This window comes from Sphingopyxis sp. GW821-FHT12C06, from assembly GCF_058807415.1.
Genome location: NZ_JBXAQR010000002.1, coordinates 186267 through 202046, shown reverse-complemented (window position 1 = coordinate 202046; position 15780 = coordinate 186267). Strand labels below are relative to the sequence as shown.

Genomic DNA, 15780 nt, shown 5'->3' with positions numbered 1-15780 from the left:
CCCGCTATGCACTGGTGTGAATTGAAAAGTGGCGGAGGCGGAGGGATTCGAACCCTCGGTACCGGATTTACCAGTACGACGGTTTAGCAAACCGTTGGTTTCAGCCACTCACCCACGCCTCCGCATGGCCTGTCGCGCTAGCAACAGTCTGGCCTAGGCGGGCGCTATAGCCAGCACTTCATCGCCCCGCAACGCCAAACATTGCCCTTTTTGCATCCATCGACGCTTTGGCGGCGAAAATGATTCATTCCGGCGCAATTTCGACTCGGGTCATCGCCGGTTCATTGCTCGAGCGCCAAATCAGGCCATGATTGGATCAGGTTTCGGCGCCGCGCGCCGTACGATTTTTGGGGGTATTATGCGGAACACGATCAGCAGTTTTGCGATCACGGCTTTTGCGGCAATCGGCCTTGCCCTGGCGCCGATGCCTGCCGCTGCGCAGATGCAGGAAGTCGACCCCAATGCGGCGATCGACGCCGATCTCGACAGGCCCGCCCCGCCACCTGCAAGCGGTGATTCGACGGGGAGCGATATCAACAGCGACCTCGCCACTGGCGACGAACAATATGGTCAGGTGGTGGGCACCAACGATACAGCTACGGTTTCGGGAACGAACTCCGCCGCCGTGACCAACACCGCTCCCCCGGGCACGACGTACAAAAAAGACGATCTGATCGGCGCCGCCGAGGGCGTGTTCGGCAAGGGTGCACAGGGCCTCGCGGGCCTGATTGAAGATATTCTGAAGAAGCAGGGCGAACCCAACGCCTATATCGTCGGGCGCGAGGCTGGCGGCGCACTGGTTGTCGGTGTCCGCTATGGCTCGGGCACGCTCCACCACAAGGTCGAGGGCGATCTACCCGCCTATTGGACGGGACCGTCGATCGGCTTCGACGCCGGAGCCAATGCCGGCAATACCTTCGTTCTCGTCTATAATCTGTTCGACAGCGAGGATCTGTACAAGCGCTATCCGGCGGGCGAAGGCGCCGCCTATCTGATCGGCGGCTTCAACGCGAGCTACCTGCGCCGTGGCGATGTCGTGCTGATCCCCATCCGCGTCGGCGTTGGCGCGCGCCTTGGCGCAAACGTCGGCTATATGAAGTTCCGCAAGAAGCAGAACTGGGTCCCCTTCTAAGAAGTAGCCGCTCGCCACGGGGGCGATAGCCCGCGCTTCGGCGCGGGCTTTTTCTTTGCCCGTCACCCGCGCCGGGCTCCGATTGCGAGCCATTCCCGATTGCTGTACGCTTTGAGCCATCGACCGTCGGCCTCAAAGGGGATGGCGCGTGGCTTTCATGACAAATGCGCGGATCGCTGGCTTTGCGTTCCTTTTCTATATCGCAGCGGGGATCGCCAGCATGGCGATGACGCGGGTGCCACATGCCGCCGAAACCCTCGGCTTGTTCACCGCCTTGTCCGCCGTAGTTCTGGGAGTAACCCTCTACGCCATAACGCGCGGCGCCGGGCGTGAAATCGCCCTGCTTGGCCTTGCTTGTCGTATTGTCGAAGCAGGCGCCGGAGAGGGCATCTTCTTCTTCGCGGTCGGCAGCACGGCCTTCGCCTGGCTGCTCCTGCGCGGGCAGATGGTGCCGGCGCCACTCGCATGGCTCGGTCTCGCCACATCGCTTCTGCTGATGATATTGATCCCGCTTCAGCAATTCGGGCTTTTTGGCGGACCGATGAACTGGTCTTCGGCAGCAACCTGGATCGCGTGGCTACCGATGCTGATTTACGAGGTCACATTGGGATTCTGGTTGCTGATAAAGGGTGCCAAACCACCCGCACCAGCCGTCGACACCGCCAGCTAGTCGCCCTCAAAGGCAATCAGCGTCTCACACACGAGGCCCGCAGCCTCCAGTCGCTGCGATCCGCCCAGATCGGGCAGGTCGATGACGAACAGCGCTGCAGCGACTTCCACGCCGACGCTCTGCATCAGCGCTGCCGTCGCCAGGATCGTCCCGCCGGTTGCAAGCAGATCATCGACGAGAACGACGCGGTGACCGGGCAGAATCGCACCTTCGTGCAGTTCGAGCCGGTCAACGCCATATTCGAGTTCATAGTCCACGCCAATCGTAACGCCGGGCAGTTTGCCCGCCTTGCGGACCGGAACAAGGCCGAGCCCCATCGCGGTCGCCATCGCGGCGCCGAACAGAAAGCCGCGCGCCTCAACCGCGACGATGGCATCAGGGCGGTGAACTGCCGCCAACGCACTTAATCGGCGCACGCTTTCGGCAAAGCCGACCGCGTCGCCGATCAATGTGGTGATATCGCGAAACCGGATGCCCGGCTTGGGAAAGTCCGGGATCGTGCGGACCAGCGACGCGAGGTCAAGGTCCGGTTGAGGCGGAAGGGCGATCATCTGGAACAATCGCCCTTCCCGGGCCTCAATGCTTCTTGTCAGCCCAGATGTTCCGATAGGACAAATAGGTCAGCACGGTGAAGATCAGCAGGAAGAAGAAGGCTGCCCAACCCACCTGCACACGCTTCACCAGCTTGGGTTCTGCGGTCCAGACGAGAAATGCGGTTACATCCTTCGCCATCTGATCGACAGTCGCCTTCGTACCGTCGGCGTAGGTCACCTGACCATTGGTCAGCGGCGGCGCCATCGCGAGGTTGAGGTTGGCGAAATAGGGGTTGTAGTGCAGCCCCGTGCCCGGCTTGAGTTCAGCCGGAAGCTTGGCTGGCGGATTCTGGAATCCGGTCAGCAGCGAATAGATGTAATCCTTGCCGCCTTCACGCGCCTTGGTGATCAGCGAAAGATCCGGCGGAAGCGCATTGTTGTTCGCAGCGCGCGCCGCAGTTTCATTCGCATAGGGCGACGGGAAATAATCCGACGACAGGCCATCACGCGTTGCCGGCTCACCCGTGTCGGGGTTGATCGACGGAACCTGGAAGCCCTTGGCAAAGGTCTTCACCTGACCATCGGTATAACCCAGATCCTTGATATCGCGAAAAGCGACGAGGTGCAGGCTGTGGCAGGCCGAGCAGACTTCCTTGTACACCTGCATCCCGCGCTGAAGCTGCTGCTTGTCCCAGTGCGGCGCGAGGCCGTCACTGGCAAGCTTCAGCGGCTTGGGCTCTTTGTGAAAGTCGTGCGCGACATTGTGTTCATTGGACAACGGCGTCGTGAAAATCGCGAACACCAGTGCCGTGATGAAACCAAGACCGACGAGAAATCCGAGCGGACGAACCATGGCTGTATCAGCTCCTATTAAAGTCCGGCGCTCAGGCCGTTGCCGAAGCCGACGAGGTGTCGGTGGCGTGTTTGGCGAGAACCGCTTCGGTGATCGAGTTCGGCATCGGGAGCGGACGTTCGATCCGCGAAACGATGGGAAGGATCACCAGGAAGTGAGCGAAATAGTAGATCGCGCCGAGCTGGCTAAGGATCACATACGGCTGCTCGGCCGGCTGCATACCACAGAACCCGAGGATCAGCACGTCGACGACGAGGGCCCAGAAGAACCAGCGATACAGCGGACGATAGGTCGACGACTTGATCGGCGAGCTGTCAAGCCAGGGCAGGAAGAACAGCACGGCGATCGAAGCGAACATCGCAATGACGCCCCACAGCTTCGCGTCAATCCACAGGAAGTTGAAGGTGAAGGCCTTCAGGATCGCGTAGAAGGGCAGGAAATACCATTCGGGAACGATATGCGCCGGCGTCGACAGCGAGTTCGCCGGAATATAGTTGTCGGCATGACCCAGCATGTTCGGGCTGAAGAAAGTCAGCGCGACGAAGACCAGCAGGAAGATGCCCAGTCCGAAACCATCCTTCGCGGTGTAATAGGGATGGAACGGGACGGTATCCTGCTCATCCTTCACCTCGATACCGGTCGGATTGCTCGAGCCCGGAATGTGCAGCGCCCAGATATGCAGGATGACGACACCCAGGATCACGAACGGCAGCAAATAGTGCAGCGAGAAGAAACGGTTGAGCGTCGCATTATCGGGGACGAAGCCGCCGAGAAGCCATTCGCGGATCGGTTCGCCGACGACAGGAATCGCCGAGAAGAAGCCGGTAATCACCTGCGCGCCCCAGAAGCTCATCTGGCCCCACGGAAGCACATAGCCCATGAAACCGGTCGCCATCATGAGGAGGAAGATTACCACCCCGAGCAGCCACACCATTTCGCGCGGCGCCTTGTACGAACCGTAATAAAGGCCGCGGAAAATGTGGAGATAGACCACGATGAAGAACATGCTCGCGCCGTTCATATGCGCATAGCGGATGAACCAGCCGGCATTCACGTCGCGCATGATATGCTCGACCGAATTGAAGGCGACGCCCGCATTGGCGGCATAATGCATCGCCAGGACGATACCGGTGATGATCTGGATCGCCAGTGCGGCACCGGCGAGAACGCCGAAGTTCCAGAAATAGTTCAGGTTGCGCGGAACGGGGTAGCCCGCACCGATCGCGTTGTAGACGAGACGCGGCATTGGCAGCTTCTCGTCAATCCACTGCATCAAAGGATGCTGGGGCTGATATTGCTTGGCCCAGGGAAAGCTCATCTTATCTCGCTCCTCAGCCGATCGTCACGACGGTGTCGCTGGTAAATTCATAGGGCGGCACGACCAGATTCTTGGGCGCCGGCCCCTTACGGATGCGGGCCGCGGTGTCATAGTGCGACCCGTGGCACGGGCAGAAATAACCGCCGAAATCGCCGCGGTTCTCACCTTCGGCAGCACCGAGGGGAACGCAACCCAAATGGGTGCAAACGCCCAGCGTGATCAGCCAGTTTTCCTTGCCCGGCTTGGTGCGCTGATCGATCGTTTCGGGATCGCGCAGATCGCCGAGCGCCACAGCTTTGGCTTCGGCAATTTCCTTGGCCACCAGGTTGCGGACGAACACCGGCTGCTTGCGCCAGCTGGTCTTGATAGCCTGCCCCGGCTGGATCGCCGAAATGTCGATTTCGGTCGACGACAGCGCGAGCACGTCGGCCGACGGGTTCATCTGGTTGACGAGCGGCAGGACAACCGCCGCCGCACCGACACCTGCGAAACTCACTGCCGCAATATTGATGAAGTCCCGGCGCCGCACGCCATCTTCGATGCCGGCATTGAGTTCGGTTTCACTAGCCATTCGACTGCCCTTGCATGGGTGAACTGACAAAGTTCTCGGAAAGTCGGACCGCCTGTGTTGCGCACGCACAAAAGCGACGCGTCCCGGCGGCCCCTCCGGGAATTGCGGGCCTGATAGCCGCACATCCGGGGCTTGCCAACAGGCAATTTCCCTTCTTTTCGCCGCACGCCGACACGACCGCGATACCCCTCGCGTCCTTCCAACCCAACGGCTATGGCATCTCCATGGAAATTGCCCTGTTTCAGCCGGATATTGCAGGAAATGTCGGCACGACATTGCGCACCGCCGCCTGCTTCGGCGTGCCCGCGCATATTATCGAGCCCTGTGGCTTTCCCTTTTCCGACCATGCCCTTAAGCGCGCGGGCATGGACTATGCGGTTCGCGCCAATGTTCGCCGCCACCCCGACTGGCGCAGCTTTCATGCATCGATCACGGCGGAAGATCTGCGCCCGGTGCTGTTGACCACCGCAGGCGCGACTCCCCTGCCCGACTTTGTATTCACGCCTCATGATGTCCTTTTGCTCGGTGCCGAATCCTCGGGCGTCCCGCCTTATGTCCATGATACGGCGGCAGCGCGGGTCGCAATTCCGATGCAGGCGGGCTTTCGCTCCTTGAATGTCGCGGTGGCGGCTGGCATCGCGCTCGCCGAAGCTCTCAGACAGACGAAAGGCTTTCCGGCATGATCTCGCTCGATTCCCAGCAACAGACGGCGCGCACCTGGTTCGAATCGCTGCGCGACCGAATCTGCGCCGAATTCGAAGCGATCGAGACCGAAGCCGGCAGCGATGCACGCTTCGCCTATACGCCGTGGGACCGCGAGGCCGACGGGCTTGATCCCGGCGCGGGCGGCGGCGGCGTACGCGGCGTGATGACCGGAGAGGTTTTTGAAAAGGTCGGCGTTAATGTGTCGACCGTCGGCGGTCAGTTCGCGCCCGACTTCGCTCAATCGATTCACGGCGCGGCCGATGACCCCAGCTTTTTCGCGACGGGCATCAGCCTCGTCGCGCATATGAAGAACCCGCATGTGCCCGCGGTGCATATGAACACGCGCTTCCTGGTCACGACCAGGCGCTGGTTCGGCGGCGGCGCCGATCTCAACCCGCCGATTCCTTATGCCGAGGATACGGACGCCTTTCATGCGCGGCTGCGCGCGGCCTGCGCACCCTTTGGTCCCGACGTGTATGAACGCTATGCAAAATGGGCCGATGACTATTTCTATATCCCGCATCGCGGGGTTCACCGGGGCGTTGGCGGGATTTTCTACGACCATCTCGAAGCCGGCGACGACGCCGAGTTCGACCGCAGTTTCCAGTTCACCCAGGGGGTCGGCGAGGCATTTCTGGACATTTTCCCGCAAATCGTCCGGCGAAGGATGAACCATCCCTTCACCGGGGCGGAGCGCGAAGAACAGCTCATCTGGCGCGGACGCTACGCCGAATTCAACCTCGTCTATGATCGCGGAACGCTGTTCGGACTCAAGACCGGCGGCAATATCGACGCGATCCTGATGAGCTTGCCGCCGCTCGCCAAATGGAGCTGAGACAGCAATAGGGCGCCCCGTTGCCGGAGCGCCCTATTTTCTTTCCGACACACCAGGATCAGGCGAAGACATCGCCCTGGCTGCCTTGCCCCAAAGCGCGATAGATGCCCGCGGGCACGCCGACCTGCAAATAGGCCATCGGGACGGTCAGAAGCAACGCGCCAACGACAAGGCCGATGATCGATCCGCCGCTGGGGACACCGCCGCCCGCGAACATCGACACTCCGACGATCATCATCAGGATCATGGCAAGGACGAAGAGCGCGATACCCAGCAAAACGAAATAGCCGACAATCTTCCACTGCGACGCCGCGGTCATACGCCATGATTCGCCGAGCCCGGTCAACACGTTGAATGTCCGCTGATCGGCCATGACCGGCCCCGTGCAGCAGAAGCGCGCCGCAATCCAGATCATGAACAGAAAGAACAGCGGCATCAGGAGCAAAAGAAGCATGCCGGTGCCAGCGATCGCGGCCTGGCTGGGCTGCTCGCCCATCATCATCGGCATGAGCGCGCTGCCAAAGACCAGGAACGCAACCGCAGCGAAGATGATCACCACAACGGCGCTGAGCAACAGCACCGGCAGTGCGGCGATCAGACCATAACCCAACGCTGAACCGAGTGGTTCGGCGCCCTGGGCCAGTCCGATCCGCCACGACGCGAAATAACTGCCCGTCTGGAGAACATAGTTGGCCAGGCTCATCAGGATCGCGATCGCGCCCATCGCCATCATTCCGCCACCAGTAACAAAGCTCATCGGATCGGTCATCGCCGCCCCGCCGCCAAGCGCGAATTGCAGTATCAGGGGGATAACGATCCCCACTCCGATCAGGGCAATGGCATGATTGAGGCCCTGCCCCGCGAAAAAGCTGGTCGCACAGGACCACGCCTGACCAATGCTAATCCGATTCATCGTCACTTCCCCCTTGTGAAGCAGCCCGACTGCGTTTGCACCGCACTCATGCAAAAACATTCTCGGCATCGCGGACCGCCAGTTGGCGATAGGTCGCGGCGGCAATCGCCACCGATATGAGGCCGCCGATGGCCGCGACGACGCCCTGGACAAACCCGGTCAGCATGCGTCCGATCCCGTCGCCCGTTCCCGCCACAGCGCCGACAAGCCCACCGACCAGCGTCGCAACAACCACGATCACCAGAGCAACCAGAAACATGAACAGGAAAATCCGCCAGCCATTGTCCCTGGTCAGCGCCCAGCCCGTCTGAAGCGCGGTGATCGGGTTGCGCACCTCGCGGTCGGCGATCACCGGCGACACCACCGCAAGCCTGCCCCAGAAATAGGCGCTAAGACCAAGAAGCAGGATCAGACCGATCAGCACGAGCAGCATGGACACCGCCCCGCCGCCCGCAGCGATGCCCGGCACAAGGAGCAGCAATGCGCCAAGCCCCAGCGCAACACCCATGATCAGCTGGACGGCGATCATCGTCGGGATCATCTTGATCGCAAAGAGCAGCGCGTCGCCGACGCTGGTGCCCGATCGCGACAACCATAACCGCAGGATACCTACACCACCAATCGCGGAAACAATGCTGACCAGAAGCTGATAGGGGACCGCCTGTCCGGCATTTTCACGAAACGCCGCCATGACCTGCTCCAAACTCGCACCGTCGGCGGGGGCAATCGGCGTCGGGCCGAACCAGCCGACTGCCAATGTCGGCAGGAACAGGAAAACAGCGGCGATGGCGCCGGTCAGTGCGCTATGCGAACGCAGCAAGACCTTGCTGTCGTCCCAAGCTGCACCCATATCGAATTTCGGCATCAATACTCCATTTCCACCTGATTGTTGTGCCCGGGAGCCTGACGCGCTTGATCCCCGTTGTCCAGCCTTGTGGGTCGATTCAGGCCCCGCCTCTTGCACTCGTTCGCGCAGGCGGGCAGGACGCGGCGCGATGAGCCGTTTGCAGCAACCCGAATGGACCGTTTCGCCGGGCCTGACCGATTACCCCGCCGCGCTCGCCGATATGGAAGCGCGCGCGGCCGCGATCTACGCCGGCGAGGCCAGCGAACGCATCTGGCTGCTCGAACACCCCCCGCTATATACGGCGGGCACGAGTTCGGATCCCGCCGAACTGCTCGATCCGCGCTTTCCCGTTTATGACGCGGGACGCGGCGGGCGTTATACCTATCATGGCCCGGGCCAGCGGGTCGGCTATGTCCAGTTCGACCTCACGAAACGCGGCCGCGACGTGCGTGCCTATGTCTCCGCGCTCGAAGGCTGGGTGATCGACGCGCTGGCCCAGCTCGGAGTCGCGGCCCGCCGCGCAGATGGCCGCATCGGCATCTGGACCGACGATCTGTACGGTCGCGAGGCCAAGATCGGTGCGATCGGTGTGCGCGTGAAGCGCTGGGTCACGATGCACGGCTTTTCGCTCAACATCGCGCCCGACATGGCGCATTTCGGTGGCATTGTTCCGTGCGGAATCGCCGAATTCCCCGTCACCAGCCTTGCCGCGTTAGGCAAAACCGCAAGTTTTGCCGACGTCGATGCCGCATTGACGGATGCCCTGCCCGCCTTCCTCGACAAGCTTCAAGCGAAGGATTAGGAACGGCGCATGACGCGCACCCTTTTCTCTTCACTCCTCCTTCTCTCGCTCGCGGCCTGCGGAGGCGGCGAACCCGCTGGCAAGTCGACAGCCAAGCTCGACGCTGTCGAGGTTCAGCCCGGCTCGATCAGCGATTCGATGATCATTCTCGACAACGCCGCAAGCGACGGCACTGCGGTCGATAACAGCGTTCCCGACGATGGAACGAAAAAGGACGCGACGAAATCCAAGGATGCCACCGCCGAGGAAGGCGACAATGTGGCTGACACCGCAACCGTCGATGCGGTCGCAGTCCCCGCCGTCCCAAAAACCGTCACCGAGCCTGCCGCCAAGAAGGCCGAATAGCGCCTAGCGCAACCCTAGGCTCTTGTGCGCCTGTAACGACAGCCGCCAGCGCGGGTCGTCCATCACGAGATCGATGCAGCGCTGAACATTGTCTGCGGCATTCGGATCGTCGAGCGGCTGAACCAGCCGATGCTCGAAATCGAGCCCCGCGAGCCGTTCGACGTCGCTGCCGGGCTGCGGCCAAACAAGCTTCAATTCGTCGCCGCTCAACTGCACGAGCTCGCTTCCGGCCTTCGGACTGATACAGATCCAGTCGATGCTGCGCGGGACCGCGAGCGTGCCGTTGGATTCGATCGCGACGGTAAAGCCCTCGCGATGGAGTGCCTCGATCAGCGCATCGTCGACCTGGAGCATCGGCTCGCCCCCGGTCAGAACGACATAACGGTCGTCGAAACCCTCGCCCCAATTTTCGGCGATCACCGCTGCCAGTGCCGCGGCATCGGCATATTTGCCGCCGAGCGTGCCGTCGGTGCCGACGAAATCGGTGTCGCAGAATTTGCACACCGCCTTGGCGCGATCGACCTCGCGCCCGGTCCACAAATTGCACCCGGCGAAGCGGCAGAAGACTGCGCGGCGACCCGCCTGCGCGCCCTCGCCTTGCAGGGTCAGGAAAATCTCTTTGACGGCATAGGCCATCGATCAGGCCGTCACGGCGTAACGGGTCGGGTCTGCCAGCCCGGCGTCAGCGAAGCCCTTGCTCCGCAAACGGCAGCTGTCGCACAGGCCGCAATGCAGCCCCTCGGGGGTCGGATCGTAACAGGACCAGCTCATCCCCGCGTCCATTCCCAGCCGCGTCGCTTCGGCCGCGATGTCGGCCTTGGTCATATATTGCAGCGGCGCGTGGATGCGGAAGGCGACGCCAATGTCGCCGTCGCGCGTCGCGAGCCGTGCCAGGTCCTCGAAACCCGCGATGAAGTCGGGACGGCAGTCGGGATAGCCCGAATAGTCGAGCGCGTTGACGCCGATGACAATGTCCTGCGCCTGCCGCGCTTCGGCCAGCCCCAGCGTCAGCGACAGAAAGATCAGGTTGCGCGCCGGGACATAGGTGATGGGAACATCGCTGCTCATGCCATCCTTCGGCACGTCGATATCGGCGGTCAGCGCCGAGCCGCCGAAACGGCGCAGATCGAGCGGTAGGACGATATGTTCGGCCGCGCCGATGCTTTCAGCAATGCGCGCCGCCGATTCCAGCTCGACGCGGTGGCGCTGGTTATAGTCGATCGTCAGCGCGACGATCCGCGCACCCGCTTCGCGCGCGAGCCCCGCGCACACCATCGAATCGAGCCCGCCCGACAAAAGAACGATCAGGGTTTTTCCGGAAATATCTTGCATCGGCGCCCGATACGCCTGCTCCAATGACCGCGCAAGAGGCGGCTTGTTGCAGCGCACCAAAGAAACGGGCCGCACGGCTTTCGCGATACGGCCCAGGTCGGCATGAAGCCGTTTAGGGAGGTGTGACACACATCCATATGTCACCCCTCCTGTTTAGGGACGAAGGGTTAACCCCAGCTTACCGATAGACAGGCGTCAGCAGCCGCCGGTTCGGCGGGCTTCGATCGACTGCGAAAAGGGCTTGCCGTCGGCAATGCCCTGCGTGTCGATCTGCACCAGACGATTGGTTTCGCTGCGAATACTGGTCCGCCCATGCCCTGCGCCCGGGCAGGTATAATGCACCGTCACCGAGGTCGGCGTGTCCTCGATGACATAGCGCGAACAATTCGACCGCGGATGATAAATCTGGATCATCCGCCGCGCGTCGCCGACGCATATCGTTTGCAGGACAGCATCCTTGCCGCGCTCGCGCAGTTGCCAGCTTCCTTTTTCAAGCCGGTCGAGCATCGTCAACGAGGGCGCCTGCGCCGGCACCGCCGGCGCGACCGCAAGCGCGCAAGCAGCCAAAGTCCATCGCATAAAGGGAGAGAAGATCGCCATTTCCACCTGTCCGTTGGTCGCCCGAAAGCGAACGAAATTGCGACCCTGTTTGACACAAGGTAGCGATGGGGGTGCACGATTTCAACCGCTTGGCGCCAAATTGCCTCGTCTTGTCGTCAGCAGGGCCCGGCTGCAAAGCCGCCTTCAGCTGTGCGTCGCGATTTCTTCCAATGGAATCGGGAATATGCGCGAGCAAAAGGCGCAGTCGACGACGACATTGCCGGCTTCGTCGGCCATGTCCTGCCGCTCCGCCTCCGGGAACTGCGCCAACACGCCCGCGAAATAGTCATTGCTGCACCGGCAGCCGCGCGAAAGCATCGCCCCCGGAGCGACCCGCACCTCTTCCTCGTGGAACAACCGCCATGCCAGCGTCTCGAGCGACGTGGCAGGATCGGTGAGTTCGCTATCCTTGAGCGTCCCCGCGATCGTTCGCGCATGATCCCATTGGGGATAGTCGTGACGGAGATGCAGCCGGTCGCGATCGACCTCGCCTTCGGGGAGGTGCTGGAGCAGCAATCCGCCCGCGACGCAGCCCGCCTCTGCATCATGTCGCGCGGCAAGCTTGAGCAGGCTGGGAATTTGTTCGGATTGTTCGAAATAATGTTCGGCGGCGGTTCCGATCGACGATCCTTCCAGCGGAACGATGCCCTGATAGCGCTCGCCGCTGGTCGCCTGGTCAAAGGTGATCGCAAGGAAGCCTTCGCCGAACAGCGCGAATAGCGTCGGATCGGCCCCTACCTCCGCCAGCCGCTCGGCATCGAATTTCAGATAGCCACGCAATTCGCCGCCGCGATAATCGCACACGAGCAATTCGATCGGACCGCCACCGGTCTGCGCCTGCAGCGTCAACTGCCCGTTTTCATCCTTCAGTGTCGATCCGAGCAGGACCGTCAGCACCAGCGCTTCGGCGAGCAATTTCTCGGCAACCGGCGGATAATTATGCGCCGCGATGATCGTGTTCAGCACAGGCCCCAGCCGCACCAAACGCCCGCGCACGTGCCGCGCGGCGATGGTGAAGACGAGAGGCTGGTCGAACCAGGTTTCGATGATTTCGCTCACGACTGGCGGCTCACAATTTTTCAAAGGCCCAAAGCAGGACGGATTTTTGCGCGTGGACGCGGTTTTCCGCCTCGTCCCATATGCGCGACTGCGGCCCGTCGATCACGGCATCGACCACTTCTTCGCCGCGATGCGCGGGCAGACAGTGGAGGAACAACGCATCGCCCTTTGCCGCCGCCATCAGCCGTTCATCGACCTGATAGGGCGCCATTGCCGCAAGCTTGTTGTGCGCGTGATCCTGCCCCATCGACACCCAGGTGTCGGTGACCACCAGATCGGCTCCGGCAACGGCCTCGCGGGCGTCGCGTACGATATCGATGCGCGCGCCCTTGGCGCGGGCCGCTTCGACAAAGCTGGCGTCGGGATCATAGCCCTGCGGACAGCCTGCACGGACGTTGAAACCAAATAATCCTGCGGCTTCGATCAACGACGACAGGACATTGTTGCCGTCACCAAGCCACGCAAGCTCGAGCCCCGGCAACGCCTTGCCCTGCTCGACGACAGTGAGCAGGTCGGCGACGATCTGGCATGGGTGCGACAGGTCTGTCAGGCCGTTGATCACCGGGACGGTGGCATGCGCCGCCAGTTCCTCGATCTTGGCATGATCGTCGGTGCGGATCATGATCGCGTCGGCATAGCGTGACAGGACGCGCGCGGTATCGGCGATCGTCTCGCCTCGGCCGAGTTGGGTCGTGCCCGCATCGAGGATCATCGGTACGCCGCCGAGCTGACGGATGGCGATGTCGAACGACGCGCGGGTGCGGGTCGAGTTTTTTTCGAACACCATCGCCAGCACATGATCGGCAAGCGGCTTGTCGGCGTCGGGCTTTGCCTTCGGCCAACCGGCGCGTGCGGCCTTGCGATCGATAGCGTCAGCGAGCATCGCCGCGACGGCGTCGCCGCCCGCGTCGGACAGGTTCAGGAAATTCCGCATCATGCCCTCCGTTCTACAGGAACGGAAAACATCAGGACTCAGGCGGCGTGTAGCTCGCCGCACCCGCTGACAGTTTCTCGATGAATTCGTCGATATGAGCCTGCTCGATGTTGAGCGGCGGCAGAACGCGGACGACATTTTCGCCGGCCGCGACCGTCAGCAGGCCGTGATTGTCGCGCAGATGCGCGACGAAAGCACGGCTGTCCGACGTCAGCTTGAGGCCGAGCATCAGGCCCATTCCGCGCACGCTCTCGAACAAATTGTCGTGGTTCGGGATCAGCTGTTCGAGCGCACCGCGCAGCCGCTCGCCGGTCGCCTTGACCTGATCGAGAAAGCCCTCTTCCAGCACGACGTCGAGCACCGCCTGCCCCGCCGCCATCGCAAGCGGGTTGCCGCCATAGGTCGAGCCATGGGTGCCGATCACCATCCCGCGCGCGGCCTTTTCGGTGGCGAGGCACGCACCCATCGGGAAGCCGCCGCCGATCCCCTTGGCGCTTGCAAGGATGTCGGGAACGACGCCAAACTCTTCATAGGCATAGAGCGATCCGGTGCGGGCAACGCCGCACTGCACTTCGTCGAAGACCAGCATCAGGTCGCGCTTGTCGCAAATATCGCGCAGCGCCTGAAGGAACGGCTGCGAAGCCGGACGGATACCGCCTTCGCCCTGGATCGGTTCGATCAGGAAGCCAGCCGTGTTGTCGTCGACCAGATCGAGCGCGGCGTTGAGATCGTCGAACGGCGCATAGGCAAAGCCGGGCAGCAACGGATCGAAACCCTTGCGCAGCTTTTCCTGATTGGTCGCCGAAATCGTCCCCAGCGTGCGCCCGTGGAACGCATTGTTGAAGGTGATGAGATTATGCTTTTCGGCGTTGCCCGCGCTCGAATGATAGGCGCGCGCGGTCTTGATCGCGCATTCGACCGCTTCGGCACCCGAATTGGTGAAGAAGACGGTGTCGGCAAAAGTATGCTCGACCAGCCGCGCCGCATAGGCCTCGCCCTGCGGGCTGCCATAGAGGTTCGACACATGAATCAGCGTCGCGGCCTGATCCTGGATCGCCTTGGTCAGATGCGGGTGACCGTGGCCGAGCAGGTTCACCGCAATGCCGCTCGCGAAGTCCAGATAGCGCTCGCCTCGTTCGCCGAACAGATATGCGCCTTCGCCGCGCACGGGACGCACTGCGCACCGGGGGTAAACGGGCATCAGCGGCGTGATCGACATGGGCGTGGCACCTTTCAGACTAAAGTAAAAAGGCGACCCCATACGGGCCGCCCTTGGTCGGACCGACCCTATACCGTCCCTGCCCGAGCCGCGTCAACACGAGGGACGCTAAAGCGAGCGCGCCGCCTCCATCGTCAACGCGAGCGAATGTTTGCGCGCGTCATGATCATACATCGACGACGCGACAATCACCTCATCGACCCCCGTCCGCGCAACAAACGCCTTCAACCCGGCCGCAACATCGTCGACCGTGCCGGTGGCCGAACATTGCAGTACGTGGTCGAGTATCGCCCTCGCATTAGGCGGCAAGCTGTCCTTATAGCCCGCGAGCGGCGGCTTCATGCGTCCCGGATTTCCGGTACGCAGTGCGACAAAGGCCTGTTGCTGGGTCGAAGCGAGAAGTTCGGCTTCTGCGCGGCTGTCGGCCGCGAAGACGTTGAAGGCCGCTGCGGCATAGGGCGCCGCCAGTTGCGCCGACGGTTTGAACTGGCGGCGATAAATTTCGAGCGCTTCGTCGAGTGCGTCGGGTGCGAAGTGGCTGGCGAAGGCGTAAGGCAGCCCAAGCATTGCGGCGAGTTGCGCGCCAAACGTGCTCGATCCCAAAATCCACAGCGGGACGTTTGTCCCCTCGCCCGGCACTGCACGGATGCCGAGGCGATCGTCGCCGGCGAGAAAGGCTTGCAGCTCGACGACAGCCTGCGGAAACTGCCGCTCGTCGCTCGAAAGATTACGGCGGAGCGCGCGGGCGACCACGCCATCGGATCCCGACGCACGGCCAAGACCCAGATCGACGCGAGCGGGGAAGAGAGCCTCGAGCGTCCCGAACTGTTCGGCGATCACCATCGGCGCATGGTTGGGCAGCATGATGCCGCCGGCGCCGATGCGGATACTCGAAGTCGCCTGCCCGATATGCGCGAGCACCACCGCGGTCGCGGCGCTGGCGATGCCGGTCATGCCATGATGTTCAGCGACCCAGAACCGATGATAGCCAAGTACTTCGGCATGTTTCGCGAGATCGGCGGCGTTGGCGAGGGATTGAGAGATCGAACCGGTGTCAGTTACGGGGACGAGGTCGAGGAAGGAGAGTTTCACCATGCAACTGATATGCGGTG

19 protein-coding genes and 1 tRNA gene are annotated in these 15780 nt (G+C 62.2%); 6 read left to right on the top strand and 14 right to left on the bottom strand.

Annotated features, from left to right (window positions below; translation table 11 throughout):
• Positions 1-29: 29 nt before the first annotated feature.
• A tRNA-Ser gene (locus tag AC1RRJ_RS06320) sits at positions 30-122 on the bottom strand.
• Positions 123-358: 236 nt separating this feature from the next.
• On the opposite strand from AC1RRJ_RS06320, the gene AC1RRJ_RS06315 reads away from it, so the two are divergent.
• Together AC1RRJ_RS06315 and AC1RRJ_RS06310 are read left to right on the top strand one after the other, a co-directional pair.
• Positions 359-1132: a DUF1134 domain-containing protein gene (locus AC1RRJ_RS06315; RefSeq protein WP_493120911.1), complete on the top strand. Its 774-nt coding sequence runs from the start codon at positions 359-361 to the stop codon at positions 1130-1132.
• Positions 1133-1289: 157 nt separating this feature from the next.
• Positions 1290-1802, top strand: a complete 513-nt coding sequence (locus AC1RRJ_RS06310) for a DUF4386 family protein (RefSeq protein ID WP_493121781.1) — start codon at positions 1290-1292, stop codon at positions 1800-1802.
• Here the strand turns inward: AC1RRJ_RS06310 and AC1RRJ_RS06305 are convergent.
• From AC1RRJ_RS06305 to petA, 4 genes are read right to left on the bottom strand one after another with little or no spacing between them, the layout of a single operon-like run.
• The gene (locus AC1RRJ_RS06305; RefSeq protein ID WP_493120910.1) at positions 1799-2353 is read right to left on the bottom strand and encodes an adenine phosphoribosyltransferase; all 555 of its coding nucleotides are present in this window, start codon (positions 2351-2353) and stop codon (positions 1799-1801) included. The two genes, AC1RRJ_RS06310 and AC1RRJ_RS06305, sit on opposite strands and share 4 nt — an antisense overlap.
• A gap of 25 nt (positions 2354-2378) precedes the next feature.
• Entirely contained in the window at positions 2379-3188 is an 810-nt protein-coding gene (locus AC1RRJ_RS06300; protein ID WP_493120909.1) for a cytochrome c1, read from the bottom strand.
• A 31-nt stretch (positions 3189-3219) separates the two neighbouring features.
• Complete coding sequence (locus AC1RRJ_RS06295; RefSeq protein WP_493120908.1) at positions 3220-4506, bottom strand: cytochrome b; 1287 nt, start codon at positions 4504-4506, stop codon at positions 3220-3222.
• Positions 4507-4519: 13 nt separating this feature from the next.
• On the bottom strand, positions 4520-5077 hold the full coding sequence (petA, locus tag AC1RRJ_RS06290) for a ubiquinol-cytochrome c reductase iron-sulfur subunit (protein ID WP_493120907.1): 558 nt from the start codon (positions 5075-5077) through the stop codon (positions 4520-4522).
• Between the two features lie 224 nt (positions 5078-5301).
• Here petA and AC1RRJ_RS06285 point away from each other — a divergent pair, with 224 nt between their 5' ends.
• Both AC1RRJ_RS06285 and hemF read left to right on the top strand, forming a co-directional pair.
• Positions 5302-5760, top strand: coding sequence for a tRNA (cytidine(34)-2'-O)-methyltransferase (locus AC1RRJ_RS06285; protein ID WP_493120906.1), 459 nt, complete (start codon positions 5302-5304; stop codon positions 5758-5760).
• A complete protein-coding gene (gene hemF, locus AC1RRJ_RS06280) occupies positions 5757-6617 on the top strand; it encodes an oxygen-dependent coproporphyrinogen oxidase (RefSeq protein WP_493120905.1) in 861 nt (286 codons plus the stop codon). Before AC1RRJ_RS06285 ends, hemF begins: the two co-directional genes overlap by 4 nt.
• 58 nt (positions 6618-6675) lie before the next feature.
• On the opposite strand, the gene AC1RRJ_RS06275 is transcribed toward hemF, so the two are convergent.
• Both AC1RRJ_RS06275 and AC1RRJ_RS06270 read right to left on the bottom strand, forming a co-directional pair.
• Entirely contained in the window at positions 6676-7530 is an 855-nt protein-coding gene (locus AC1RRJ_RS06275) for a hypothetical protein (RefSeq protein WP_493120904.1), read from the bottom strand.
• A gap of 46 nt (positions 7531-7576) precedes the next feature.
• On the bottom strand, positions 7577-8395 hold the full coding sequence (locus AC1RRJ_RS06270) for a hypothetical protein (RefSeq protein ID WP_493120903.1): 819 nt from the start codon (positions 8393-8395) through the stop codon (positions 7577-7579).
• Between the two features lie 130 nt (positions 8396-8525).
• Here AC1RRJ_RS06270 and lipB point away from each other — a divergent pair, with 130 nt between their 5' ends.
• Both lipB and AC1RRJ_RS06260 read left to right on the top strand, forming a co-directional pair.
• Positions 8526-9179 carry a lipoyl(octanoyl) transferase LipB gene (lipB, locus tag AC1RRJ_RS06265; RefSeq protein ID WP_493120902.1) on the top strand — a complete coding sequence of 218 codons (654 nt, stop codon included), beginning with the start codon at positions 8526-8528 and terminating at the stop codon, positions 9177-9179.
• Between the two features lie 9 nt (positions 9180-9188).
• The gene (locus AC1RRJ_RS06260) at positions 9189-9524 is read left to right on the top strand and encodes a hypothetical protein (RefSeq protein ID WP_493120901.1); all 336 of its coding nucleotides are present in this window, start codon (positions 9189-9191) and stop codon (positions 9522-9524) included.
• Between the two features lie 3 nt (positions 9525-9527).
• Here the strand turns inward: AC1RRJ_RS06260 and queE are convergent, their stop codons facing one another.
• The 7 genes from queE to AC1RRJ_RS06225 form a co-directional block, all read right to left on the bottom strand.
• Entirely contained in the window at positions 9528-10160 is a 633-nt protein-coding gene (gene queE, locus AC1RRJ_RS06255; RefSeq protein WP_493120900.1) for a 7-carboxy-7-deazaguanine synthase, read from the bottom strand.
• A gap of 3 nt (positions 10161-10163) precedes the next feature.
• A complete protein-coding gene (gene queC / locus AC1RRJ_RS06250) occupies positions 10164-10880 on the bottom strand; it encodes a 7-cyano-7-deazaguanine synthase QueC (RefSeq protein ID WP_493121778.1) in 717 nt (238 codons plus the stop codon).
• Positions 10881-11051: 171 nt separating this feature from the next.
• Positions 11052-11435 (bottom strand): hypothetical protein, encoded by a 384-nt coding sequence (locus tag AC1RRJ_RS06245; RefSeq protein WP_493120899.1) that lies wholly within the window; start codon positions 11433-11435, stop codon positions 11052-11054.
• A gap of 165 nt (positions 11436-11600) precedes the next feature.
• Positions 11601-12515 (bottom strand): Hsp33 family molecular chaperone HslO, encoded by a 915-nt coding sequence (gene hslO, locus AC1RRJ_RS06240; RefSeq protein ID WP_493120898.1) that lies wholly within the window; start codon positions 12513-12515, stop codon positions 11601-11603.
• A gap of 10 nt (positions 12516-12525) precedes the next feature.
• Positions 12526-13452 (bottom strand): ornithine carbamoyltransferase, encoded by a 927-nt coding sequence (argF, locus tag AC1RRJ_RS06235; RefSeq protein WP_493120897.1) that lies wholly within the window; start codon positions 13450-13452, stop codon positions 12526-12528.
• A 28-nt stretch (positions 13453-13480) separates the two neighbouring features.
• On the bottom strand, positions 13481-14668 hold the full coding sequence (locus AC1RRJ_RS06230) for an aspartate aminotransferase family protein (RefSeq protein ID WP_493120896.1): 1188 nt from the start codon (positions 14666-14668) through the stop codon (positions 13481-13483).
• A gap of 108 nt (positions 14669-14776) precedes the next feature.
• Positions 14777-15763: an LLM class flavin-dependent oxidoreductase gene (locus tag AC1RRJ_RS06225; protein WP_493120895.1), complete on the bottom strand. Its 987-nt coding sequence runs from the start codon at positions 15761-15763 to the stop codon at positions 14777-14779.
• Positions 15764-15780: the final 17 nt, after the last annotated feature.

Excerpts from the sequence above, each read along its gene's own strand:
- AC1RRJ_RS06315 (WP_493120911.1), top strand. The coding sequence starts at position 359 with ATGCGGAACACGATCAGCAGTTTTGCGATCACGGCTTTTGCGGCAATC.
- AC1RRJ_RS06310 (WP_493121781.1), top strand. The coding sequence starts at position 1,290 with ATGACAAATGCGCGGATCGCTGGCTTTGCGTTCCTTTTCTATATCGCA.
- AC1RRJ_RS06305 (WP_493120910.1), bottom strand. The coding sequence starts at position 2,353 with ATGATCGCCCTTCCGCCTCAACCGGACCTTGACCTCGCGTCGCTGGTC.
- AC1RRJ_RS06300 (WP_493120909.1), bottom strand. The coding sequence starts at position 3,188 with ATGGTTCGTCCGCTCGGATTTCTCGTCGGTCTTGGTTTCATCACGGCA.
- AC1RRJ_RS06295 (WP_493120908.1), bottom strand. The coding sequence starts at position 4,506 with ATGAGCTTTCCCTGGGCCAAGCAATATCAGCCCCAGCATCCTTTGATG.
- petA (WP_493120907.1), bottom strand. The coding sequence starts at position 5,077 with ATGGCTAGTGAAACCGAACTCAATGCCGGCATCGAAGATGGCGTGCGG.
- AC1RRJ_RS06285 (WP_493120906.1), top strand. The coding sequence starts at position 5,302 with ATGGAAATTGCCCTGTTTCAGCCGGATATTGCAGGAAATGTCGGCACG.
- hemF (WP_493120905.1), top strand. The coding sequence starts at position 5,757 with ATGATCTCGCTCGATTCCCAGCAACAGACGGCGCGCACCTGGTTCGAA.
- AC1RRJ_RS06275 (WP_493120904.1), bottom strand. The coding sequence starts at position 7,530 with ATGAATCGGATTAGCATTGGTCAGGCGTGGTCCTGTGCGACCAGCTTT.
- AC1RRJ_RS06270 (WP_493120903.1), bottom strand. The coding sequence starts at position 8,395 with ATGCCGAAATTCGATATGGGTGCAGCTTGGGACGACAGCAAGGTCTTG.
- lipB (WP_493120902.1), top strand. The coding sequence starts at position 8,526 with ATGAGCCGTTTGCAGCAACCCGAATGGACCGTTTCGCCGGGCCTGACC.
- AC1RRJ_RS06260 (WP_493120901.1), top strand. The coding sequence starts at position 9,189 with ATGACGCGCACCCTTTTCTCTTCACTCCTCCTTCTCTCGCTCGCGGCC.
- queE (WP_493120900.1), bottom strand. The coding sequence starts at position 10,160 with ATGGCCTATGCCGTCAAAGAGATTTTCCTGACCCTGCAAGGCGAGGGC.
- AC1RRJ_RS06245 (WP_493120899.1), bottom strand. The coding sequence starts at position 11,435 with ATGCGATGGACTTTGGCTGCTTGCGCGCTTGCGGTCGCGCCGGCGGTG.
- argF (WP_493120897.1), bottom strand. The coding sequence starts at position 13,452 with ATGATGCGGAATTTCCTGAACCTGTCCGACGCGGGCGGCGACGCCGTC.
- AC1RRJ_RS06230 (WP_493120896.1), bottom strand. The coding sequence starts at position 14,668 with ATGTCGATCACGCCGCTGATGCCCGTTTACCCCCGGTGCGCAGTGCGT.
- AC1RRJ_RS06225 (WP_493120895.1), bottom strand. The coding sequence starts at position 15,763 with ATGGTGAAACTCTCCTTCCTCGACCTCGTCCCCGTAACTGACACCGGT.